Annotated in this window: 22 protein-coding genes, 1 pseudogene and 1 riboswitch; of the genes and pseudogenes, 9 read left to right on the plus strand and 14 right to left on the minus strand. The window is 62.6% G+C overall.

The annotated features are described in order from the left end of the window. Window positions 1-188 (plus strand): annotated as a pseudogene (locus NKI16_RS28520) (LysR family transcriptional regulator); the annotation flags it as partial. Between the two features lie 161 nt (window positions 189-349). On the opposite strand, the gene NKI16_RS28525 reads toward NKI16_RS28520, so the two are convergent. The 8 genes from NKI16_RS28525 to NKI16_RS28560 all read right to left on the minus strand — a co-directional run bounded on the left by NKI16_RS28525 (window position 350) and on the right by NKI16_RS28560 (window position 6,241). Further along, complete coding sequence (locus NKI16_RS28525) at window positions 350-1,159, minus strand: MBL fold metallo-hydrolase (RefSeq protein ID WP_023679475.1); 810 nt, start codon at window positions 1,157-1,159, stop codon at window positions 350-352. A 184-nt stretch (window positions 1,160-1,343) separates the two neighbouring features. Beyond that, window positions 1,344-1,535 (minus strand): YdeI/OmpD-associated family protein, encoded by a 192-nt coding sequence (locus tag NKI16_RS28530; RefSeq protein ID WP_031212580.1) that lies wholly within the window; start codon window positions 1,533-1,535, stop codon window positions 1,344-1,346. A gap of 70 nt (window positions 1,536-1,605) precedes the next feature. Continuing rightward, window positions 1,606-2,400 (minus strand): helix-turn-helix domain-containing protein, encoded by a 795-nt coding sequence (locus NKI16_RS28535; RefSeq protein WP_352623095.1) that lies wholly within the window; start codon window positions 2,398-2,400, stop codon window positions 1,606-1,608. A 75-nt stretch (window positions 2,401-2,475) separates the two neighbouring features. After that, on the minus strand, window positions 2,476-2,820 hold the full coding sequence (locus tag NKI16_RS28540) for a hypothetical protein (protein ID WP_023679472.1): 345 nt from the start codon (window positions 2,818-2,820) through the stop codon (window positions 2,476-2,478). A gap of 145 nt (window positions 2,821-2,965) precedes the next feature. After that, window positions 2,966-3,736 (minus strand): type 1 glutamine amidotransferase domain-containing protein, encoded by a 771-nt coding sequence (locus NKI16_RS28545; RefSeq protein WP_023679471.1) that lies wholly within the window; start codon window positions 3,734-3,736, stop codon window positions 2,966-2,968. An 8-nt stretch (window positions 3,737-3,744) separates the two neighbouring features. Beyond that, complete coding sequence (locus NKI16_RS28550; RefSeq protein WP_023679470.1) at window positions 3,745-4,089, minus strand: antibiotic biosynthesis monooxygenase family protein; 345 nt, start codon at window positions 4,087-4,089, stop codon at window positions 3,745-3,747. Between the two features lie 9 nt (window positions 4,090-4,098). Beyond that, complete coding sequence (locus tag NKI16_RS28555; RefSeq protein WP_023679469.1) at window positions 4,099-5,604, minus strand: aldehyde dehydrogenase family protein; 1,506 nt, start codon at window positions 5,602-5,604, stop codon at window positions 4,099-4,101. Further along, on the minus strand, window positions 5,597-6,241 hold the full coding sequence (locus tag NKI16_RS28560; RefSeq protein ID WP_023679468.1) for an NADPH-dependent F420 reductase: 645 nt from the start codon (window positions 6,239-6,241) through the stop codon (window positions 5,597-5,599). The genes NKI16_RS28555 and NKI16_RS28560 overlap by 8 nt, the downstream gene beginning before the upstream one ends. Before the next feature lie 381 nt (window positions 6,242-6,622). After that, window positions 6,623-6,738, plus strand: a riboswitch (guanidine-I (ykkC/yxkD leader). A gap of 101 nt (window positions 6,739-6,839) precedes the next feature. On the opposite strand from NKI16_RS28560, the gene NKI16_RS28565 reads away from it, so the two are divergent. The 7 genes from NKI16_RS28565 to NKI16_RS28595 all read left to right on the plus strand — a co-directional run bounded on the left by NKI16_RS28565 (window position 6,840) and on the right by NKI16_RS28595 (window position 12,489). After that, window positions 6,840-7,904 carry a putative urea ABC transporter substrate-binding protein gene (locus NKI16_RS28565; RefSeq protein ID WP_023679467.1) on the plus strand — a complete coding sequence of 355 codons (1,065 nt, stop codon included), beginning with the start codon at window positions 6,840-6,842 and terminating at the stop codon, window positions 7,902-7,904. 38 nt (window positions 7,905-7,942) lie between these two features. Further along, window positions 7,943-8,821, plus strand: coding sequence for an ABC transporter permease (locus tag NKI16_RS28570; protein ID WP_023679466.1), 879 nt, complete (start codon window positions 7,943-7,945; stop codon window positions 8,819-8,821). Further along, window positions 8,818-9,627, plus strand: coding sequence for an ATP-binding cassette domain-containing protein (locus NKI16_RS28575; RefSeq protein ID WP_023679465.1), 810 nt, complete (start codon window positions 8,818-8,820; stop codon window positions 9,625-9,627). The genes NKI16_RS28570 and NKI16_RS28575 overlap by 4 nt, the downstream gene beginning before the upstream one ends. A 10-nt stretch (window positions 9,628-9,637) precedes the next feature. Continuing rightward, complete coding sequence (locus NKI16_RS28580) at window positions 9,638-10,846, plus strand: agmatinase family protein (RefSeq protein ID WP_352578214.1); 1,209 nt, start codon at window positions 9,638-9,640, stop codon at window positions 10,844-10,846. A gap of 2 nt (window positions 10,847-10,848) precedes the next feature. Then, the gene (locus tag NKI16_RS28585; RefSeq protein ID WP_352587442.1) at window positions 10,849-11,400 is read left to right on the plus strand and encodes a hypothetical protein; all 552 of its coding nucleotides are present in this window, start codon (window positions 10,849-10,851) and stop codon (window positions 11,398-11,400) included. 34 nt (window positions 11,401-11,434) lie between these two features. Next, window positions 11,435-12,028: a HupE/UreJ family protein gene (locus NKI16_RS28590; RefSeq protein WP_352587445.1), complete on the plus strand. Its 594-nt coding sequence runs from the start codon at window positions 11,435-11,437 to the stop codon at window positions 12,026-12,028. A 224-nt stretch (window positions 12,029-12,252) separates the two neighbouring features. Then, window positions 12,253-12,489 carry a thiamine pyrophosphate-dependent enzyme gene (locus NKI16_RS28595; protein WP_352587538.1) on the plus strand — a complete coding sequence of 79 codons (237 nt, stop codon included), beginning with the start codon at window positions 12,253-12,255 and terminating at the stop codon, window positions 12,487-12,489. Window positions 12,490-12,903: 414 nt separating this feature from the next. Here the strand turns inward: NKI16_RS28595 and msuE are convergent, their stop codons facing one another. From msuE to NKI16_RS28625, 6 genes are all read right to left on the minus strand, one after another. Then, window positions 12,904-13,494 carry an FMN reductase gene (gene msuE, locus NKI16_RS28600; RefSeq protein WP_352623096.1) on the minus strand — a complete coding sequence of 197 codons (591 nt, stop codon included), beginning with the start codon at window positions 13,492-13,494 and terminating at the stop codon, window positions 12,904-12,906. Window positions 13,495-13,566: 72 nt separating this feature from the next. Beyond that, window positions 13,567-14,622: an aldo/keto reductase gene (locus tag NKI16_RS28605; protein ID WP_352623097.1), complete on the minus strand. Its 1,056-nt coding sequence runs from the start codon at window positions 14,620-14,622 to the stop codon at window positions 13,567-13,569. A 19-nt stretch (window positions 14,623-14,641) separates the two neighbouring features. Next, window positions 14,642-15,589 carry an ABC transporter ATP-binding protein gene (locus NKI16_RS28610; protein ID WP_352641063.1) on the minus strand — a complete coding sequence of 316 codons (948 nt, stop codon included), beginning with the start codon at window positions 15,587-15,589 and terminating at the stop codon, window positions 14,642-14,644. Then, window positions 15,567-16,565 (minus strand): ABC transporter ATP-binding protein, encoded by a 999-nt coding sequence (locus tag NKI16_RS28615; protein WP_352621986.1) that lies wholly within the window; start codon window positions 16,563-16,565, stop codon window positions 15,567-15,569. The genes NKI16_RS28610 and NKI16_RS28615 overlap by 23 nt, the downstream gene beginning before the upstream one ends. A 2-nt stretch (window positions 16,566-16,567) precedes the next feature. Further along, the gene (locus tag NKI16_RS28620) at window positions 16,568-17,566 is read right to left on the minus strand and encodes an ABC transporter permease (RefSeq protein ID WP_352621988.1); all 999 of its coding nucleotides are present in this window, start codon (window positions 17,564-17,566) and stop codon (window positions 16,568-16,570) included. Beyond that, window positions 17,566-18,552: an ABC transporter permease gene (locus tag NKI16_RS28625; protein ID WP_352449708.1), complete on the minus strand. Its 987-nt coding sequence runs from the start codon at window positions 18,550-18,552 to the stop codon at window positions 17,566-17,568. Before NKI16_RS28625 ends, NKI16_RS28620 begins: the two co-directional genes overlap by 1 nt. Before the next feature lie 315 nt (window positions 18,553-18,867). Between NKI16_RS28625 and NKI16_RS28630 the strand changes: the two genes are divergently transcribed. Then, window positions 18,868-20,478 (plus strand): ABC transporter substrate-binding protein, encoded by a 1,611-nt coding sequence (locus NKI16_RS28630; RefSeq protein WP_352621990.1) that lies wholly within the window; start codon window positions 18,868-18,870, stop codon window positions 20,476-20,478. Window positions 20,479-20,511: the final 33 nt, after the last annotated feature.

The raw sequence follows: 20,511 nt of genomic DNA on the forward strand, positions 1-20,511 counted from the left end.
TCGTCGGTGACGGCGATCCGCGGCTGGTTCGCGTTGCTCAGCCTATCCCCGAACTTGAAACCGACCAATGGATCGTCACCCATCACGAGGAACGTCATTCCCCGCCGGTACGGAAAGTCGCCGACCGGATCGCCGCCTTGATGCGGGCGCACCAGCCGCTGTTTCGCGGCGAGACGCCGATCCGGTAAGCCTCAGGCATCGATCGGCCGCCAGTGGATCAAAATCAGATATTTTGGTGGGCCGGACGATGGCAGCGCCGCCGTTGAGGACGCCGGAGTGCGACGCGCTGCTCGTCGAGATCCTTGCCTTGGGCGAAGAGAGCGGTATAAACCGATCAGCACCGGGCCGCCTATCCGGTCACTCGTCCTCCTGCCGGCTCATAGCCGTATGCTTCGCCCTTACGCAGCACGCGGCCGATGCCCGGCCAGCCAAGGTGCGCGCCGGCGATCCACGTCCCCGCCTCGGCCGCGTCACTGAAAACCTTTAGGCGGGTTGCGCGCGCGGTCAGCTGATCGTCGTCATAGCCCCAACTGAACGCGGGATTGCCGAACTGCAAGGCCGGCACATGAACGACGTCCCCGAAGAATAGGAAACGGTCCTCGTCCGAGTCGAACGCGTAGCCGGTATGACCGGCAGCATGACCGGGCAGGGCGACCGCCCTCAATCGCTCACCCACCTGGTCGCCATTCTGGACAGGCTTCAGCAAGGGCCGGAACTGCGCAAGGTGCGCGTAAGCGAAAAAGCTCCCCACAGCCGCCTCGGGAATAGCGATCGCCTTCAAGTTTGGAAAGAGCACTCGGCCGTCGGGGGTCAAAAGTCCGTGCACATGATCCTGATGGGCGTGGGTGAGCGCCAAGACCGTGATCGAAGCCGGGTCGATCTTGGCTTCCGCCATGGCCTGCTCAAGACGCCCCACTGTCGGAGCCCAGCCCCCTCCTCCGCTGTCGATCAGAACGCCGTCAACGCCTGGACCTGCGAGCGCGAAGCAATTGACAGACAGGCGAAGCGCCCCTGCCAACGCAGCTTGCGGCACCGGATTATCCTGCGGGTCCCGCAGAAGGTCCGCCGGCATCTCGATGTAACCGTCCGAGAGCGACCAGACGCGCCACCTCCCTGACGTGCTGCCGAGCACGTTATTGGTTTGCGATGTCACGATCATATGGCCACCTGCCGCAAACGAAAATGGAGGATAGGTTCGATTGTCACTATTGGCTCCCTGCATAATCTGCGCAAAAGCGTGGGGAAACCGATGAAGATCAATGCGGAAAGCACCCGATCTCGATAGGCCACGGATCGGAAGATGATCGTTGACGGATCTGCTAGCTTCGCGGCGATGCCAGCTCTTATTGCATTCCCATGTAGATTCCTCCCTTCGTAAGCTCGTCAATCATCTGATTTATGCGCTTTCGGCGTGTTTCCGGGTGACGGGCGCGCTCGATCCAATGCAAGTAATCATTGCGCTGATAGGGAGGCCGTTGCTCGAAAGCAGTCATCAGATTTGCGGCCTCGAGCTCTGCACGCAAACTGTCGGGCATCTTAGCCAACGGACGTTTCAGCAACTCACATCTCCGCCATTCGAATCCTGATGCTGGAATAGATCACAAGTCAGCCGTCGCGCCTGCGAGACCGCAGCCGGCCTGGCGACAGCCCTTTCAATCGGGTCACGACGCGATTCATATGGGCCTGGTGAGTGAAACCCGCGTGCTGAGCAATCTCGGCCAGCGGCAGATCGCTATTTTCCAAAAGCTCGACCGCGCGATCAACGCGGCGGCGTAAAATGAATTGATGTACCGGCAATTGCGTCGCCTCGCGAAAGGCGGCGGTGAAGGCGCGTCGTGGTATTCCCGCGATTCCGGCAAGATGGTCGATCGACACCCCCTTTTCCAGATCGCCGTCAATCGCAGCGAGGACCCGGTCGAACCGCTGCGAGGTTAGGACCGGAGACTTCTGCTGCCGCTGGCGTGCATGCCCGAGACGGAGCAGGTTCGCGAAAACCAGGCCCAGCGTCCATTCGCGGACGATCGGGTTGGCTGGCGGGTCGCCTTCGAGGCGTCGGCACAACTCGGCCACCAGCGAATCGCGTATCGGTCGATCGGTCAGGATTGCCAGGTCCTCGGGGGTCCCGCCTGCGGATACCAGGAGCCTTGACGCCAGCGCGGAGTCAACGGTGATCATCGTCAGCTCTCGCGGCTCCTCGATCTTGAACCGCGTGGCACGCTCGGGAAGACTGAGCAGCAGGTCGCCGGGGCGGGTGAAGACGCGCCGCAGCCCGCGGCCAAGATCGATCTCTGCATAGGATGAACCGCTGCGAATCACACGCAGCTGAACGACTCCGGCCGGCGCATGGCGATAGTCGCCGGCAGGAAAGAACAACCTCTTTGCACTTGCCGCGGTCACCATCGTTGTACCGGGCGTCCGGACGCAAGTTCCTCCAGGACTTCGATGATCGATCGCCGCATCCTCGATCCTTGATGCCTACACTTTTGCCCGTTTGACTGGTCCACCAGGCGCATCATTTGCCAGGGCAGTCAGTTCACCAATCCGGGGCACAAAGATGTTGTGCAGTGTCTGGGTCATAATGGTCATTTCACGCTGAACTTGCAGTTCCTGTGCGGCGGGAAACAATGTGTCCTGCAAGAAGAGCTCCAGGCCTGCCTTGTCGTCCCATATCTCGATGATGCGATAACCATCGTCTGTGGCATGCGCGATGTGCTGGTAGATGCCGCCAGCGGGCCGTTTCTCCACGCCGATCCGATCGAGGATGCGGCTATAATCTTCGGCCGTCAGGCCGGCAATATCAAGTGTCGTCACTACGGCCATGGTTCATCCTCGCTGCTGATAGTGGTTGTTTGAGGTGGAGTTCTTGGACGGACCCGGATCCTATTGGGCCGATGTCGTTTGGCATCGCCCGCCCTGACGGCGAGTTTGTCTCCCGAACTTCACCGACAGGAGCGGTCTTTGGTCCTCAGCCACCGAGCGCCTCGATGACAAGACGGGCGGTCGCCGCTCCGGAGAAGTTCTGCTGGCCGGTGATCAAATTGCCGTCGCGCACGGCAAAATCGCGCCACAGCCCGGCCTGAACATAATTCGCGCCGAGCGCACGCATCTCATCCTCGATCCGCCATGGCATCAGATGCGTACCGTGTGGCAGCGCGCCCATCTCCCAGACGGCATTGTCGGCGAAGTCTTCCTCGACATTGGCGAAACCCGTAACAGTGCGCCCTTTGGCCAGCAGCTCGCCGGTTGAGAGGCGAGCGTAGCGCAGCAGCGCGACGCCATGACACAAGGCGGCCGCGACCTTGCCGGCCGCGAAAAAGTTGATGAACAGCCGCTGCAACTCAGTTGCGCCTTCGAAGGTGAACATCGGCGCTTGGCCGCCAGCGACGACGATAGCGTCGAACGCGTCGACCGACAGCTCTGCGATGGGCCGGGTCGTCTCCACCAGCGCCGCCAGTTTCGGCGTCGACAGGAAACCGAGCGAGATCAGATCCGTATCCGAATAGCCGGACGGATCGCGCGGGTCGCTCAACGCATCCGCCTCGCATTTGCCGCCCTCAGGCGAGAAGATCGCGACTCCATATCCGCGCTCGGTGAAGGCGAGCCAGGGATGAGTTAACTCGCTCCACCAAAACCCGACCGGCCAGCCTGTGGTGGTTGACACAGCCGGGTTTGAAAGGACCATCGCGATGTGTTTGGGCTGCAGCGGGTCGAGCGGGTTGGGATCGCGGATCGACATGCGTGATATCAGGCCGGAATGGGAGCGTTTGGGCGCAAAACCGCGTCCTCGACCAGCGGCGGCAGCTCCTCCAACCTGGGCGCGAAGATGTTGTAGAGCGGTTCGATCGTCACCTTTATCTCTCGGTTCAAGCCGATCGCCGCCGCCGCCGGCGCCAACCGCGTCTGCATGAATGCCTCGAATCCCTCGCGATGATCCCACACCTCGACGACGCGATAGCCGCCCTCAATCGGTGCGGTCAAATGCAGATAGATCCCCGGTTCGGGTCGGAGCTCTACGCCCATTTCATCAAGGATTGCGCGGTACTCCTTCGGTGTGATTCCGAGGACGTCGATCGTAGTGATATAAGCCATGATTGGTCCTTATTCTTTGGGGGTGGCAGGCACATGGTCAGACGAGATTCGCCCAAATCGTCTTATATTGGGTGTAGCTTTCCCACGCCTCGCGGCCCTGCTCGCGGCATAGCCGCTCATCTTCAAACCTCCGAACGGCGCATTAGGATGGTACTTGTGCCAGCAGTTCAGCCAGACCGTGCCTGCCTTGATCCGGTCGGCGAGCCGCAAGGCGCGGCCGAGATCGCTGGTCTGGATGCCCGAGGCGAGCCCGTAGCTCGTATCGTTGGCGATCCGGATCGCGTCCTCCTCGCTGTCGAATGGAATCACCGGCAGGACAGGGCCGAAAATCTCTTCGCGCGATATCCTTAGGTCGTTGGTCGCATCGGCGAAGATGGTCGGTTCGATGAAGAGGCCCTTGCCGTTGACCTGGCGGGTGCCGCCGCCCGCGGCCAGTCGCGCGGTGCGCTTGCCCTCTTCGACATAGCTCAAGACCTTGTCATACTCGCCCCGCGATGCGATCGGCCCGATCATCGTCGCAGGGTCCAGCGGATCGCCGAGCGTCGCCGACTTCGCAATGGCGCTCAGCTTCTCGACGACCTCGTCATAGCAGGCGCGTTCAACCAGCAGGCGCGATCCGGCGACGCAGACTTCGCCCTTGTTCCAGAAGATGCCCCAGAAGGCTGCCTGTATCGCGACATCGATATCGGCATCGGCGAAAACGATATTGGGACTCTTGCCGCCGAGCTCCATGGTCAGGTGTTTCATCGTCCCGGCACCGTTGCGCATGATGCCCTGGCCGACGGTGGTCGACCCGGTAAAGGCGATCTTGCCGACGCGGGCATCGTTGACCAACGCGTCGCCGATGGTGCCGCCCGGGCCGGTGACGAGATTGTAGACGCCTGGCGGCACGCCCGCGTCGAGGATCACTTGCGCCAAGGCGAGGGCCGTCAGGGGCGTGTCGGTCGCAGGCTTGTGAACGACCGTGTTACCCGCCGCGAGTGCCGGCGCGATTTTCGAACAGGACAGCGCGAGGGGAAAATTGAACGGGGTGATCGCAGCGATCACACCGAGCGGCTCGCGCCGCGTCAGGATCCTGATATTTGGTTCGTAGCTGGTACGATAGGCGCCGTCCATCGCGCTCATGGCGAGCCCGCCATGAAAGCGGAACAGTCCTGAGCAGTGCGGCATGATGATATCGCGGAAATCGCGATAGGGCATACCCATATCCATCGCCTCGCGCACCGCGAAATCCTCGGCCCGCTCGTCCATTAGATCGGCGATGCGAAACAGGATCTTGGCGCGCTCCTCATGATGCATCCGCGCCCAGGGTCCTTGCTCGAAAGCCCGCTGCGCGGCCGCGACGGCATCGCTCGTGTCGGTGACGTCCGCCTTCGCAATATCGGTGATCGCCGCCTCCGTGGTCGGATCAAAAGTCGTCGAAGTCTCGCCACTGACGGCATCGCGCCATTGGCCATCGATCAGCAGACGTCCTACTGGAATCGCCTTGCGCCGCGCGGGTAGATAATCAGTCATGAGTCCGTCCGTCCTGTCGAATGAGATTGAAGGAAATTGCCGGCCCCATCCCGCGCCGATAGGCGAGCTGGACCAATAGCAGCATCATCGGCTCGATCAGGCGCGAGGCCGTGAGATCGCCGACATCGACCGGTATTGTCGGCAGATCGGCGAGAAGCCGGCAAACCGCCGCCTTGGCATCTGCGTCATTGCCGGCGACATAGCTCGTCACCGGATCGCCGTTGAGACGCGGATCATCCCTGTCAAGCAATTCGGCAAAGGTCGGAATGCACTTGACGACAAGGGCGCCCCGCGCGCGCCTCTGAACCTCCTCGCCTACAGACGTAGTAGTGCCTAGCAGCATCGTGGAAAGGTCAGGTGCGACTGCATTGGTATTGTCCCAGACGATCTTGCCCGACAAATCGCCAAGCGCGTCCATCGCCAGCTCGAGAGCCGGCCATGGCGTCGCCAGGGCAATTACGTCGGCCCATCTCGCTACTTCGTCAGGGGCACCGAAGCCAACACGGAGGGTTGCCGCGATTGCGCGCAACTTGCCTTCGTCACGACTGAAGCTGAGGCGAATTTCGTGCCCGGCGAGGCCAAGACATTTCGCCAAGGCCTTCCCGAGCGAGCCTGGTCCGATGATCGCAACTTTCACAACTGCCTCCCGACACGCGATCGGGCTTGCCTAGCATCATTGCAGTCGCGCTTATTTCACGAATTGCCCTTGCACGATCGGGCGCACTCGTCACATGGGTCGGCGCCAATTGGCATCCGGATCCGCCGCGCGCTCACGCCCTTCCCGAACGTGTCCCTATTGGGCATGTATGTGTGGGCGACCATAGAGCAGGGTGCGATCAGCGGAGGTCCCCAGGGCACAAGCTTGCTCATATTGGTTGACGCTAGATTTTCCTTGCCTAATCCGTCGGCGTTGCGATGACTTTTGTGGCATCAGCATAACGCGATTGCCTGCAAATCCGGGGAAAGGCCGCCTCAGGACGGCTTTCCGGACTGGCACGCCCCTTGCTTCGTTATTCATGTGCAGAGCGTCTAGGGTTCCGGCCGTGTCGATCACGGTGCTGGTCCAAGAGACGCGACCGCTTGAGATGCATTGAGGCATCTGGCGGAACACGGCGGGCCAAAATCCCGGGAGAACCCTGCACGGGTTTGCTGGCGCGAACCTCTCCCGGATGCGCGCTCCGTGAACCCCCCAACAGACGTTCGGACGCAATCCGGATCGCAAACAGGGGTATGTAATGTTTCGCAAACTGGCCACAATCATCCTAGCCGCATCACTCAGCCTCCCCTTCATCTCAGCCGCGCAAGCGGCGCCCAAGAAAGACTTCAAGATTTGCTGGTCGATCTATGTCGGCTGGATGCCGTGGGGCTATCTTTCCGACAGCGGCATCATGAAGAAGTGGGCCGACAAATACGGCATCAATGTCGAGATCACCCGCATCAACGACTATGTCGAGAGCATCAACCAGTACACGGCCGGCGGCTTTGACGGCTGTTCGATGACCAACATGGATGCGCTTTCGATCCCGGCCGGCGGCGGTGTCGACACGACGGCCTTGATCGTCGGCGATTTCTCCAACGGCAACGACGCGGTCATCCTCAAGAACAAGACCGCGCTCAAGGATATTGCCGGCCAGAAGGTCAATCTCGTCGAGCTCTCCGTCTCACATTACCTACTTGCGCGCGCGCTGGAGACGGTGGAGTTGGCCGAAAAGGACATTACGGTGGTGAACACCTCCGATGCCGACATGGTCGCTGCCTACGGCACCAGCGACGTCACCTCCGTCGTCACCTGGAATCCGCTGGTCTCGGAAATCGCTGCCATGCCGGGCGCCCACAAGGTATTCGATTCGACTGAGATCCCCGGCGAGATCATCGACATGATGGTCGTCAACACCGCGACGCTGAAGGACAATCCGGCCTTGGGCAAGGCGCTTGTCGGTGCATGGTATGAAGCCATGGCGCTGATGACGTCGGGTACGCCCGAAGGCAAGGCGGCCAAGGAAGAGATGGCCAAGGCGTCGGGGACGGATCTTGCCGGTTTCGACGCTCAGCTTGCATCAACGGCGATGTTCTTCGAGCCGGCCAAGGCGGTCGCATTCACCAACGGCGCCGAACTGCCGAAGACCATGGATCTGGTGCGCAACTTCCTGTTCAGCCACGGCATTCTTGGTACCAACGCGCCGAGCGTCGACGTGATCGGCATGAGCTTCCCCGACGGCTCGACGCTGGGCGACGTCAACAACGTCAAGCTCCGCTTCGATCAGGCCTTTATGGCAGAGGCGGCGGGCGGAACGCTCTGACGCGGGAGCGCGACATGCTAGCCAGAGGAACCGGCATCATGCAGGCCGCAGCAGGCCCCGAAGTCGCGCGCCTGCAACTTAGCAGGTCGAAAGCGCGGCTTCGCCTCATCAACGCGACGGTCTCGCGCGGCGGAGCGTTGCTGCTTGGGACGCTGCCGTTTGCCGCCGTGGCGATTGCCTATCTCTTCGCTTCGTCGCAAAGGCTGGCGGTCAATCCCAGCGACAAGCTGCTGCCCTCCCCTGCACAGATGTGGTCGGCCTTTTCAGACCTGGCGACAGTGCCGGACAAGCGCTCCGGCGACCTGATCCTGTGGGCCGACACCTATGCCAGCCTGATCAGGCTGTTCGCCGGAGTCGGCATGGCCACGCTGGTGGCGCTCAGCCTCGGCGTCGCCATAGGTTTCATCCCGCGCGTCAGGGCCTTTCTGCTGCCCTTGGTCACAGTTGTCTGCGTCATCCCGCCACTGGCGCTGCTGCCGATCCTGTTCATTGCGCTCGGCCTCGGCGAAACGGCCAAGATCACCTTGATCGCTCTCGGCGTCGCACCGGTCATGGTGCGCGACATCGCCAACCGGGTGATGGAATTGCCGCCGGAGCTCGTCGCCAAGGCACAGACGCTCGGCGGCAACAGCTGGACCATGGTGCTCAGGCTGGTGCTGCCACAGGTCATGCCGCGCCTCATCACTTGCGTACGGCTGGCGCTTGGGCCGGCCTGGCTGTTCCTGATCGCGGCAGAAGCCATCGCCTCCACCGAGGGGCTCGGCTACCGCATCTTCCTCGTTCGTCGCTACCTATCGATGGACGTCATCCTGCCTTACGTCGCCTGGATCACGCTGCTTGCGGTGATGACCGACTGGCTGCTCGTGCGGCTCTCTCACATCATCTCGCCCTGGGCGCATCCGGTGCGGACCAGATGAGCCGGATCCTCGTCCATGGGCTGGAGAAGAGCTACGGCGACGCCCGCGTGCTGGAACGGGTCAATGTCTCCGCCGAAGCGGGTGAATTCCTGTCGCTGGTTGGCGCCAGCGGTTGTGGAAAATCGACATTCCTGCGCATCCTGCTTGGCCAGGAACAGCAAAGTGGCGGCGTGGTCGTCGTCGGCGACCAGCCGATCGTGCCGGAACCGACGCCGCAGCGCGGCATCGTCTTCCAGCGCTATTCCGTGTTCCCGCATCTGACCGCGCTGCAGAACTTGCTGCTGGTCGAGGACTTCCGTTCGGGCGGACCGTTCGGCCGCGTCTTCGGCGCCAGGCGCAAAAGCGCCAGGCAAGAAGCCGAAACCATGCTGGAACGGGTCGGGCTTGGCCATGCGCGCGATCTCTATCCGGCCACGCTTTCTGGCGGCATGCAGCAGCGGCTGGCGATCGCGCAGACCTTGCTCGGCCGGCCGCAGATCCTGCTTCTCGACGAGCCGTTCGGCGCACTCGATCCCGGTATTCGCATCGAGATGCATGAGCTGCTCACCGAGCTCTGGACCGAGCACGGCATGACCGTGGTCATGGTCACCCACGATATCGGCGAGGCATTCAAGCTCGGCACCCGCGTGCTGGTCTTCGACAAGGTGCGCCACGACCCCCAGTTCCCGTCCGCCTATGGCGCGACGATCACCTACGATCTGAAGCTCGACCGCAAGCACCGGGCTTCCGCACGAGACGTGGCCGAAGTGGCCGCGATGGTCGGGACGACCCGACTGGATAGCGCAATCGCGACGACGGCGTCGTGAAGGAGGTTTCATGCACAGAGATAGTCCAGAACGCCGGCATCGTCGCGCCGGGCTCACCGACCACCAGCCACGCCAACGCTTCCACCATCCGAACTTCGAGATCCGCGACATGCAGGGCTGGAAGTCGATCGAGGCGGAAGGAAAGCTGCCCGAGGATGGCTGGCGCAAGGAACAGAAATGGGCACTCGACATGGGCCTGCCCGGATCGGATTCGATCATCGACAAGTCGATCCCGACATTCGCGCGAGGCGAGTTGCCGCATTTCGCCGGCATCAACACCTTCCTCAAGGCGCCCTATGTCGAGAACGTCCGCGATGTCGGCAGATATGACGCTGCCGTCATGGGCATTCCTTTCGACAGCGGCACCACCTACCGGCCCGGAGCCCGCTTCGGGCCGCAAGGCATGCGCCGCATCTCGGCGCTCTACACGCCTTACAATTACGAGCTCGGTGTCGACCTGCGCGAGCAGATGACGCTTTGCGACGCCGGCGACGTCTTCACCATCCCCGCCAATCTCGAAAAGAGCTTCGACCAGATCACCAAGGGCGTCAGCCATGTCGCCTCTTCCGGGGCGCTGCCGATCATGCTCGGCGGCGACCATGCGATCGGATTTCCGTGCGTGCGCGGTATCGCCGACGTGACCTCCAAGCGCATCGGCATCATCCATTTCGACCGCCACATCGACATTCAGGAAAAGGATCTCGACGAACGTATGCACACGACGCCCTGGTACTGGGCAACCAACTTGCCGAACGTCTCGGCCACCAATCTGGTGCAGCTCGGCATCGGCGGCTGGCAGGTGCCGCGCTACGGCGTCGCCGAGGCGCGGAAGCGCGGCACCAACGTGCTGACGATTTCCGATATCGAACAGATGGGGCTGGAGAAGGCGGCGGAGATCGCGCTCGAGCTCGCATGGAAGGACACCGACGCCGTATACATCTCCTTCGATGTCGACAGCATCGATTGCGGTTTCGTGCCGGGTACGGGCTGGCCGGAGCCCGGTGGCTTCCTGCCGCGCGAGGCACTGAAGCTGCTCGGGCTAGTGTCGGCGCCCGGCATCTGCGGACTGGAAGTGGTCGAGGTGTCGCCGCCCTACGACACGTCAGACATCACGGCGCTGTTTGGCGTGCGGGTTGTCGTCGAGGCGCTGGGCTCGATGGTCGCGCACGGCAATCTCGGCAAACACAAATCCATCATCGACAAGCCGACGAGCTTTTGATCATGCACGATGATCATCACCACCACAGCCATGACCATGGCGACGGTCACCATCACGAGCCGAACGGTCATCATCACCATCCCCACCCCGTCGGCCACAACGGGCCGGCCGGCAAGCCGTTGCAATGGCAGACACCGCATCTACCGCACGACCATGCGCCCGAACCCGCCGACGCGCCGGCGACGGATCTCGATCTCCTCGAGATCGCGTTTCTCGAAGGGTTTTCGCGGGCGCCCGACCCCTCCAGTTTCCTGCGCCTCGCCGGGATTCCGTTCGTCGGCGAGACCGCCGACGGCGTGCGGCTGCATCTTCTGCGCGTCGAGACGCAGGACATGGTCGATGTCGGCGCCGTCATGCCGCTGATTGGTGGCGCCGGCGTCACCTATCACCCGCTGCCCGCGAAACTGACGTCGCGCCGGCGCCGCCTAGCCTTCGTCTACCACAACGGCAAGGCACAAACGCCCCTTGACTTCGGCGAGGCGCGGCTTCTGGCCGAGAGGTCCGGCGCCGCACAATTCACCATGCCAGGGGCGGACAATGAGCACCGGCCTTGAACCGATCGCACTCCTATCAAACAGGTCCAGAACCATGAACAGAACGCTTTCATTCTTCGACAGACTCGCCCTGGCAGCCGCCACAACCCTCATCCCCTCATTGGCCTTCGCCCATAGCGGCGGTTTTCATGCCCACGGCTTTGTAGACGGCCTTCAGCACCCGCTGACCGGTATGGACCACCTGCTTGCCATGATGGCTGTAGGCATCATTGCCGCTCGCGCCGGCGGCAAGGGGATCATCATCGTGCCGTCGTGCTTTGTCTCGGCGATGCTCGCTGGCGCCCTGCTCGGTATCGCCGGCATCGGCCTGCCCTCACTGGAAACCGGCATAACGCTATCGCTGGTGGTCTTCGGCGCCATGATGGCGCTTGCCAAGCCGCTTCCGCTCGCTGTGGCCGCCTCGCTGACTGCTCTCTTCGCCCTCTTCCACGGCAATGCCCATGGCCTCGAAATTCCCGAGACGGCCAGCGGCATCGCTTATGCGGTCGGCTTCGTGGTCGCTACTTCGGCTCTTCACGCGACCGGCGCGTTAGCCGCCCTAACACTTCGGCGCTGGCCGCGAGCCATCCGCACGGCAGGGGTCGGCACGTCGTTGGTCGGCGTGGCGCTGGCGGCACAGATCATCTGAACCGCAGCCCATTCATCTGCGATGAACAGGAGGCGAAGGCGTGATCAACCGGCTAACCGTTTGGCAGCGCATCCGAAACGTGCTGTACCAGATCCTGAAGACCCGGTCTGAGCGACTCTGATCTCATCCGGAGATTGAGGCTAGCAGCTTGCCGTACGCCGCGCGCGCGTACGGAGCGGTCCGCCGTGGGTCGCGATTAACTTGCTAGCTGCAGCCGGACGGTCTTGCCTGACGTCGCCGGCCTGTTCCCAGCTACGCCAAATGAACGCCGTCGTGAACTCCGCGCCGGCGAGCGTGACTTGGTCGTCACCGCTGCTGGCGGCCTCCCGGGCGAGGTCATGAAGAACTGGCGTGTCAAAGCGCCGAACACATTCGATCGCGAATTCGGCTTCTCACGCATGGGCTACGAGATCGCCGCAGGGTGGGGTGCGGCGATGGCCGATGTAGCATCCAGACAGTAATTCGAGGTTGATTGCCTACGGGACTATGGGCGGATTTCTATTCCGAACACCGTGCCGGCGTCGTTCAAGCACTTGATAAACGATCCTGACACTCCACCGGCGGCTGGCAACACATCTGCGGCCTCCGGAGGCCCACCATAAGTCAATAAAATCAAACGCTATGGACGGCGGTTCGCCAGTTATTACTTGGCTACCCGAACCAAAACACACCGCTAAGTCATTGATAAATAATAACAATGGTGGGCCCGGAGGATGCATCAAAAGCATTGATTTCATTGACTTTTTCGTGGGCCAAAATCAGAAATCTTCCCGTATCGTTCCGTATGGTTCCGTCGCCGATGTCGGCCAAAACACCGAACGTTCTGCTTATTTGGCCGTCCAAGGCATCCGGCACCTGCTCGAACCCGATATCCGTCAGCCCGAAGCCGCCCGGACCGGTTGGCTCTTCGGCTGGCGCGCTGAAAGCAGGGCAACGAATTGATCCACGGCCTGCCCGGCCCGCGCCAGGACCAGCGGATCCACAAGCTTGCCATCGGAAAAATCGCTGTCGCTGCCGTACACGGCGCTTGGCACGGTCAGCGCCGAGTAGAAGCCGAACAGCGGGCGGAGCTGGTGTTCGACCACCAATGCATGGCGCTGGCCACCACCCGTCGCGCCGATCAGGACCGGCCGATCGACGAGTGCCAGCGGATCGATGAGATCGAACAGATGCTTGAAGAGGCCGACATAGGACCCGTTGTAGACCGGCGTCGTGACGATCAGCGCGTCGGCATGCTCGACAGCCTCCACCACATCCAGCGCCTCCGGCGTCAATTCCTTTCGCGTAAACGCAGCACCCAGACCACGACCGGCATCGACAAGATCGAGGAAATTTACCGTGACAGACAATCTTTCGCGCAGCGCCTTGCCGAGATGATGCGCCAGCGTCCGCGACTTCGACGGCCTGTGCGTGTTGCCCGAAAGCACGACGATGTTCTGGCGCAGCCGTTCGACGTGGAAATTCATGGGCTTCTCATCTGTCCAAAGCAATTGGAAACGCGGGCGGGGCCGCCGGCCCCGCCATTTCGTCGGCGACCGTCAGGCGGCGCGCAGAGGCCGTGTCAGCGGGATCGGCGCGGCCGGCTCCGAACGCGGCACGCGGCCTTCGACCGGATGGCTCGGATCATTGAACCCATGCGTTGAGGCATGGCCGGCGGTGACGAGGCGGTCGACAAAGGCCTCGTCCTCGGCGCTCAGCCTGAAGTCCAATGCCTTCGCATAGCTGTCCCACTGTTCCTCGGTGCGCGGGCCGGCGATCGCCGCCGTGATCAGCCGGTTGTTCAACACCCAGGCCAGCGCGAAATCGGCGGCCGAGACGCCGCGTGACTTTGCGTGCGCCGCGATCTGCCTGGCGATCTCGATCGATTCCGGGCGCCACTCGGTCTCGGCGATGCGCTTGTCGCCACGGCCGGCCCGCGTGTCGGCGGCAGGCGCCTGGTTCGGCTCGTATTTGCCGGTCAGCACGCCGCGCGCCAGCGGGCTGTAGGAGACGACGCCAAGACCGTAATAGGCGGCCGCCGGCAGCTGTTCGGCCTCGGCGGTGCGGTTGACGATGTTATAGAGTGGCTGGCTGGCCACCGGCCGGTCGATGCCGAGTTCATCGGCCAGATGCGCGACTTCGGCGATGCGCCAGCCACGAAAGTTGGAGACGCCGAAATAGCGCAGCTTGCCCTGGCGGATCAGGTCGGCGATCGCCCGCACCGGCTCCTCCAGCGGCGCATCGAAGACGGCGCGGTGGAAGTAGAACAGGTCGATATAGTCTGTTCCCAGGCGCCGCAGGCTGTTCTCGACCGTCTGGATAACCCATTTGCGCGAATGGCCGCCGAGATTAGGCCCCTTGTCATGCGAGTTGACGAACTTGGTCGCCACGACCCAATGATCGCGCGTCGCCTTGATGCCGCGACCGACGACTTCCTCGGACTTGCCGTTGTGGTAGACGTCGGCGGTGTCAATGAAGTTGATGCCTTGCTCGCGCGCCTTGTCGATGATGCGATGCGCGACCGTCTCCTCGGTCGGCCCGCCGAACATCATCGTGCCGAGGCTGAGCGGCGAAACCTTCAGGGCGCTGCGGCCAAGATAGCGGTAGTCGGACATTTTTCTGCTCCGTTGAATTTCAGTTGATGGTTGGTTCGGCGTAGTGGCAGGCGACGTGGTGTCCGGGCGAGATCGCCCGGAATGCCGGCTCCTGCGAACGGCACAGGTCCGTCGCCAGCGGGCAGCGCGTGTGAAAGCGGCAACCGTTCGGGATGTTCTGCGGGCTCGGCAGATCGCCATGGATCGGCGCGGCCTGACGTCGGCGCGCCGGGTCCGGCACGGCATCCATCAGCGCGCGCGTGTAGGGATGCTTTGGCGAGGTCCACAGCGTCGCATTGTCGGCGCTTTCGACAATGCGTCCGAGATACATAACCAGCACCCGGTCGGCGAAATAGCGGACGACCGACAGATCGTGCGAGATGAACAGATAGGACAGCCCGAGCTGCCGCTTCATGTCGACCAGCAGGTTAAGGATCTGCGCCTGGATCGAGAGATCGAGCGCCGACACCGGCTCGTCGCAGACGACCAGTTCCGGATTGAGGATCAGCGCCCGGGCGATGCCGATGCGCTGGCGTTGCCCGCCGGAAAATTCATGCGGGTAGCGGCCGAGAGCATCTCCAGGCAATCCTACACGCTGGACTATGTCCTCGACAATTTTCCGCCGCTCGGCCTTGTTGCCAATGCCATGGACCTTCAGGGGTGCTGTCAGGATGTCGCCGATCATGTGGCGCGGATTGAGCGATGCGAACGGATCCTGGAAGATCATCTGGATATTACGGCGCGCCGCCTTCAGCCGGCGCGCGTCGAGAACGGTGATGTCGGTGCCGTTGAACTCGATCCTGCCGCTAGTCGGGTCGACCAGCCGCATGATGGTCTTGCCTAGCGTCGATTTTCCGCAACCGCTTTCGCCGACGAGACCAACCGTCTCGCCGCGTCCGACTTCGAGGGATACGCCATCGACGGCGCGCAGCGTGCCGCCCTGGGCGTGGAAATGGGTGGAAAGGTCAGAGACCGAGAGCAGCGCCATGCGCAACCTCCGGAATGAAGCTGTAGGGGCAGGCGACTAGACGATCCTCGCTCACCTCGACGAGGGCGGGTACGAAATGGGCGCAGCTGTCGCGCGCCACCGTGCAGCGCGGGCGGAACGGGCAGCCCTTTTCGCCAGCGGCCGAGACGATGCTGCCGGGAATCTCGGTCAGCCTGGCGTCGCGGTAGTGGAGATTGGTCTTCAGCCTTGGCGAAGCGGCCAGCAGGCCGCGCGTATAGGGGTGAAGGGGTGTTCTGAACAGTGCGTCTGGCAGCGCCTGTTCAACCTTGCGGCCGGCATACATGACGACGACCTTGTCGGCCCATTGTGCGACGACACCAAGATCGTGGGTGATGAGCACGACAGCCATCGACAATTCGCGGCGCAGCGTATCGAGCAGGTCGAGCACCTGCGCCTGGATGGTCACGTCGAGCGCCGTCGTCGGCTCGTCGGCAATCAGCAGGCGTGGTCGGCAGGCAACGGCGATGGCAATCATGACCCGCTGGCGCATGCCGCCGGAAAGCTGATGCGGATAGTCGTCGATGCGCCGCTGCGGATCGGGAATACGCACCAGATTGAGAAGCTCGATGGCACGGCTCCGCGCTGCCCTGCCGCGTATGCCTTCGTGCAGCGTCAGCACCTCGGTGATCTGCCGGCCGATGGTCAGCACCGGATTGAGCGACGTCATCGGCTCCTGGAAGATCATGGCGATCTCGCGTCCGCGCAGGTTCCGCATAGCCTTCTGGTCGAGACCGAGCAGGTCCTTGCCGGCGAATTCGATCCGGCCATTGGGGATTTTCGCCGAGCGCGGCAGAAGCTGCATCAGGGCGAGCGCAGTCAGCGACTTGCCGGAGCCTGATTCACCAACGATCGCCAGCGTCTCGCCCTCACCGACCTCGAAGCTCAGCCGGCTGACCGGCTCAGTGTTCGGGAAGCGAACCGTCAGATTGTCGATCCTGAGCAAAGGAGCCGCCATCTCTAGCGCTCCTGTGAGAAGCGCGGGTTGAGCGCGTCGTTGAGGCCGTCACCGATCAGGTTGAGCGCCAGCACGGTAAAGACGATCGCCAGTCCCGGAAGCGCTGTCAGATACCAAGCGGTGCGGATCAATTCCCTGCCCGCTCCGATCATCGAGCCCCAGCTGACGACGTTGGGATCGCCGAGGCCCATGAAGGACAGCGCCGATTCCATCAGGATCGCGGTCGCCACCATCACCGACGAGGTCACGATCAACGGCGGCAGCGCATTGGGCAGGATCTCGCGGAAGATAATGCGGGCATGGCCGTAGCCGAGGCTGCGGGCGGCCATGACGAAATCCTTCTCGCGGATGGCCCGGAATTCGGCGCGGGTCAACCGCGCCACCGTCGGCCAGGTGATGACGGCGATCGCCACTGTCACGACGGGCGCGGTCGGCTGCGCGATCGCCACCATGACGACCAGAAGCACGAAGCTCGGTATGGTCTGAAAGATCTCGATCAGGCGCACCAGCAGATCGTCGATCCAGCCGCCGAAGTAGCCGGCGGCGGCGCCGACCAGGATGCCGAAGCCGAGACCGAGCGCGGTCGCCACCAGGCCGACGAACAGCGAAATCCGCGCACCATGCAGAATGCCAGAAAGCACATCGCGGCCCATGGAGTCCGTGCCCAGTGGGAAGGCTGGGTTCTGGCCCGGCCACAGGAAGGGCCGCGCCACCATCGATAGCGGATCGGCCGGATAGAGGACTGGTGCTAGCAGTGCGGCCAGCACGACCAACGACAGGAACACCACGCCGAACATGGCGTTGGGATTGCGCAGGAAAACCTTCAGCGCACGCCCTCCAACGGCTATCGGCACCGACGCTGCCGAAGCGGAGCGTGCGTCGGGCGCGTGGAGATTGCTCCAGCTCTTTGCCTCGGGTTCAGGCGGTGCCGCGGGCCCGCGGGCATCGGCATGGAGACGGCGGGAACGGGCATCGCCCGCGGCGAAATCGGTGGAAGCCATCAGCGTACTCCGATGCGGGGATCGAGCCAGGCGTGCAGAAGATCGACGGTCGCGTTGGCGATGATGACCAGCAGCGACGACAACAGAAGGATGCCGAGCAGCACGGTGAAATCGCGGCCCATGACCGCTTCGAAGGCGAGACGCCCGAGGCCGGGCCAGGAATAGACGGTCTCGACAACCACGGCGCCGCCGAGCATGCCGCCAACATGCATGCCGGCCATGGTGGTAATGGGGATCAGCGCGTTGCGCAGGACATGGCGAATGGTGATGATGGCCGGCGGCAGGCCCTTGGCTGCGGCGGTGCGCACGTAGTCCTGCGACTGGACCTCCAGCATCGCCGCTCGTGTCAGCCGCGCATAGATCGCCACGTAGAACAGCGCCAGCGACAGTGCCGGCAGGATCATGTAGCGCGCCCTGTCCCAGAGCCCGGCAAGGCCGGTCAGGTTGCTGCCGATGGTTCCCGAGCCGCCGCTCGGCAGCCAGCCGAGCTTGACCGAAAACAGCACGATCAGCATCAAGCCTATCCAGAAACCCGGGATTGAATAGAACAGCAGCGAAATAACGGAGAGCACACGATCCGGCAGGCGCCCGGCAAACACCGCCATCACCGATCCAAGGGCGAGGCCGAGCACAATGGCGACGGCCAGAGCCACCGCCATCAGCACCAGCGTGCCGGGCAGCCGCTGGCCGATCAGGTCGGCGACCGGCATGCCGTAGCGTGGCGAAAAGCCGAGGCTGAAATGCGCCAGATTGTAGAGATAGTTGAACAGCTGGACGAGAAGCGGATTGTCGAGCCCGAAGCGCTGGCGAAGCGCCGCCATCGTTTCAACAGTGGCCGAGCCAGCCTCGCCGGCCATGACATCGGCGGCATCGCCGGGCGCGAGCTGCAGCAGGAAGAAGTTCAGGATGACGATGCCCAGAACGGTCGGCACCGCCTGGATGGCGGTGCGCCGGAAGGTTCTGCCAATGCGCGTCAGGGTCGACATCGTTTTCGCTGTCCCGGCTGTGGCTGACGATGCGGGTTTGCTGTTTCCCGGAAAGTTCCGTGCTTTTTAGTTGACAAGATTTATAGACATTGTCAAACCTGATTTAAGAAATTTTATCCTGCAAACGGTTACATTGCAGAATAGAATTTTATTTCATGCTACAAAGTTAGCTGTTTGAAGTATGAAATCTTAAGCGCGGGAGCTGGTTGGCCAAATCTTTTCGCAAACGGGCCCGCTCTTGGAACAACGGATTTTCAACTCGGTGGCCGACGATCGGCCGATCGGGGCCGGCAGCAAAAAAAGGACTAGGGCGCGATGTCTCATTTCCTCATTCCGAACCGCCGCAGGTTCCTCGGCATCTCGGCAGCCGCGCTCGGAGCGACCCTGTTGCCTGCATCGCGCAGCGCCTACGCCGCCGAGCCGAAACAGGGTGGAATGGCGACGCTGGTGCTCTCGGCTGAGCCGCCTGTGCTGACGACCATCGCCCACACGGCATTCAATTCGGTCTACGTCTCGGCAAAGACCACCGAGGGCCTGCTGACCTATTATTTCGATCTCACGCCGCGCCCATCCCTGGCCAGACAATGGTCGGTCAGTGACGATGGGCTGCAATACACCTTCAAGCTGCGCGAAGGCGTGAAGTGGCATGATGGCCAGCCGTTCACCGCCGCCGACGTCGCCTATTCGATCACCACGATCAGAGAGGTTCATCCGCGCGGCCGCAACACCTTCCTCAACCTTGTAGACATCCAGACGCCGGATCCGCTGACCGTGACGCTGGTTCTGTCGAGGCCGGCGCCTTACCTGATCACGGCCTTGGCCGCGGCCGAAACGCCGATCGTGCCGAAGCACCTCTATGACGGCACAAAGGCAGCCGAAAATCCGGTCAACGTCGCGCCGGTCGGCACCGGCCCTTTCGTCTTCAAGGAATGGGTCCGCGGCAGCCACATCGTCTACGAACGTAATCCCGACTATTGGGACGCGCCGCGCCCCTACCTTGACCGGCTGATTGTCCGTTTCATCCCTGACGCTTCGGCGCGCGCATTGGCGCTGGAGACAGGCGAGATCGATCTGGCGCCGGCCACGCCGATTCCGTACAGCGATTTGCAGCGCTTCGAAACGCTGCCGCATATCGGCTTCGAGAAGCAGGGTTATCAGTATTCCAATGGCATCAGCCGGGTCGAGTTCAACCTGGAGAAACCCTATTTCCAGGATGTTCGCGTCCGCCGTGCCTTCGCCCATGTTATCGACCGCAACGTCATCCGCGACACGATCAACTATGGCTATGGCGCGACCATTCCAGGCCCGATCAACCCCAATCTGAAGAAGTGGTACGTCGCCGACCTGAAGACCTATCCGGTCGACATTGCCACTGCCGAGAAACTGCTCGACGAAGCAGGCTTGCCGCGCGACGCCAACGGTACCCGGCTCAAGCTTGTCCACGACTATGTCCCGAGCGGCGAAACCTACAAGCGCGGCGCCGACTACATCAAGCAGGCATTGGCCGCGGTCGGGATCGAGGTCACCGTGCGCAGCCAGGATTTTGCCACCTACACCAAGCGCATCTACACCGACCGCGATTTCGACTTCACCTTCAACGGCATGAGCAATCTGTTCGACCCGACGGTAGGCGTACAGCGGCTCTACTGGTCGAAGAATTTCAAGCCCGGCGTGCCGTTCTCCAACGGTTCGAAATACAGCAATGCCAAGGTCGACGAACTTCTTGAAGCGGCCGCCGTCGAGGTCGACCACGAAAAGCGCTTCGAGCAATGGGCCGCGATCCAGCAGATCCTTGTCGAGGACCTGCCCGACATCGGCATCGTCAGCCAACCGGAAATCACCCTCTACAACAGGCGCATAGCCGGTCACACGGTGGGCGCCGAGGGCAATGCCGGCTCCCTCGCAACCGCCCATATCGTCGCCTGAGCCTGACCCGTGCGCGGTCCTTCGCACGGGTTC

It is taken from the genome of Mesorhizobium sp. M0698, assembly GCF_040320455.1.
GTDB lineage: Bacteria > Pseudomonadota > Alphaproteobacteria > Rhizobiales > Rhizobiaceae > Mesorhizobium.

What these genes read in the sequence shown, in the direction of transcription:
- NKI16_RS28525 (WP_023679475.1), bottom strand. Translation starts at nt 1,159, where the DNA reads ATGATCGTGACATCGCAAACCAATAACGTGCTCGGCAGCACGTCAGGG.
- NKI16_RS28530 (WP_031212580.1), bottom strand. Translation starts at nt 1,535, where the DNA reads ATGCCCGACAGTTTGCGTGCAGAGCTCGAGGCCGCAAATCTGATGACT.
- NKI16_RS28535 (WP_352623095.1), bottom strand. Translation starts at nt 2,400, where the DNA reads ATGGTGACCGCGGCAAGTGCAAAGAGGTTGTTCTTTCCTGCCGGCGAC.
- NKI16_RS28540 (WP_023679472.1), bottom strand. Translation starts at nt 2,820, where the DNA reads ATGGCCGTAGTGACGACACTTGATATTGCCGGCCTGACGGCCGAAGAT.
- NKI16_RS28545 (WP_023679471.1), bottom strand. Translation starts at nt 3,736, where the DNA reads ATGTCGATCCGCGATCCCAACCCGCTCGACCCGCTGCAGCCCAAACAC.
- NKI16_RS28550 (WP_023679470.1), bottom strand. Translation starts at nt 4,089, where the DNA reads ATGGCTTATATCACTACGATCGACGTCCTCGGAATCACACCGAAGGAG.
- NKI16_RS28555 (WP_023679469.1), bottom strand. Translation starts at nt 5,604, where the DNA reads ATGACTGATTATCTACCCGCGCGGCGCAAGGCGATTCCAGTAGGACGT.
- NKI16_RS28565 (WP_023679467.1), top strand. Translation starts at nt 6,840, where the DNA reads ATGTTTCGCAAACTGGCCACAATCATCCTAGCCGCATCACTCAGCCTC.
- NKI16_RS28570 (WP_023679466.1), top strand. Translation starts at nt 7,943, where the DNA reads ATGCAGGCCGCAGCAGGCCCCGAAGTCGCGCGCCTGCAACTTAGCAGG.
- NKI16_RS28575 (WP_023679465.1), top strand. Translation starts at nt 8,818, where the DNA reads ATGAGCCGGATCCTCGTCCATGGGCTGGAGAAGAGCTACGGCGACGCC.
- NKI16_RS28580 (WP_352578214.1), top strand. Translation starts at nt 9,638, where the DNA reads ATGCACAGAGATAGTCCAGAACGCCGGCATCGTCGCGCCGGGCTCACC.
- NKI16_RS28585 (WP_352587442.1), top strand. Translation starts at nt 10,849, where the DNA reads ATGCACGATGATCATCACCACCACAGCCATGACCATGGCGACGGTCAC.
- NKI16_RS28590 (WP_352587445.1), top strand. Translation starts at nt 11,435, where the DNA reads ATGAACAGAACGCTTTCATTCTTCGACAGACTCGCCCTGGCAGCCGCC.
- msuE (WP_352623096.1), bottom strand. Translation starts at nt 13,494, where the DNA reads ATGAATTTCCACGTCGAACGGCTGCGCCAGAACATCGTCGTGCTTTCG.
- NKI16_RS28605 (WP_352623097.1), bottom strand. Translation starts at nt 14,622, where the DNA reads ATGTCCGACTACCGCTATCTTGGCCGCAGCGCCCTGAAGGTTTCGCCG.
- NKI16_RS28610 (WP_352641063.1), bottom strand. Translation starts at nt 15,589, where the DNA reads ATGGCGCTGCTCTCGGTCTCTGACCTTTCCACCCATTTCCACGCCCAG.
- NKI16_RS28615 (WP_352621986.1), bottom strand. Translation starts at nt 16,565, where the DNA reads ATGGCGGCTCCTTTGCTCAGGATCGACAATCTGACGGTTCGCTTCCCG.
- NKI16_RS28620 (WP_352621988.1), bottom strand. Translation starts at nt 17,566, where the DNA reads ATGGCTTCCACCGATTTCGCCGCGGGCGATGCCCGTTCCCGCCGTCTC.
- NKI16_RS28625 (WP_352449708.1), bottom strand. Translation starts at nt 18,552, where the DNA reads ATGTCGACCCTGACGCGCATTGGCAGAACCTTCCGGCGCACCGCCATC.
- NKI16_RS28630 (WP_352621990.1), top strand. Translation starts at nt 18,868, where the DNA reads ATGTCTCATTTCCTCATTCCGAACCGCCGCAGGTTCCTCGGCATCTCG.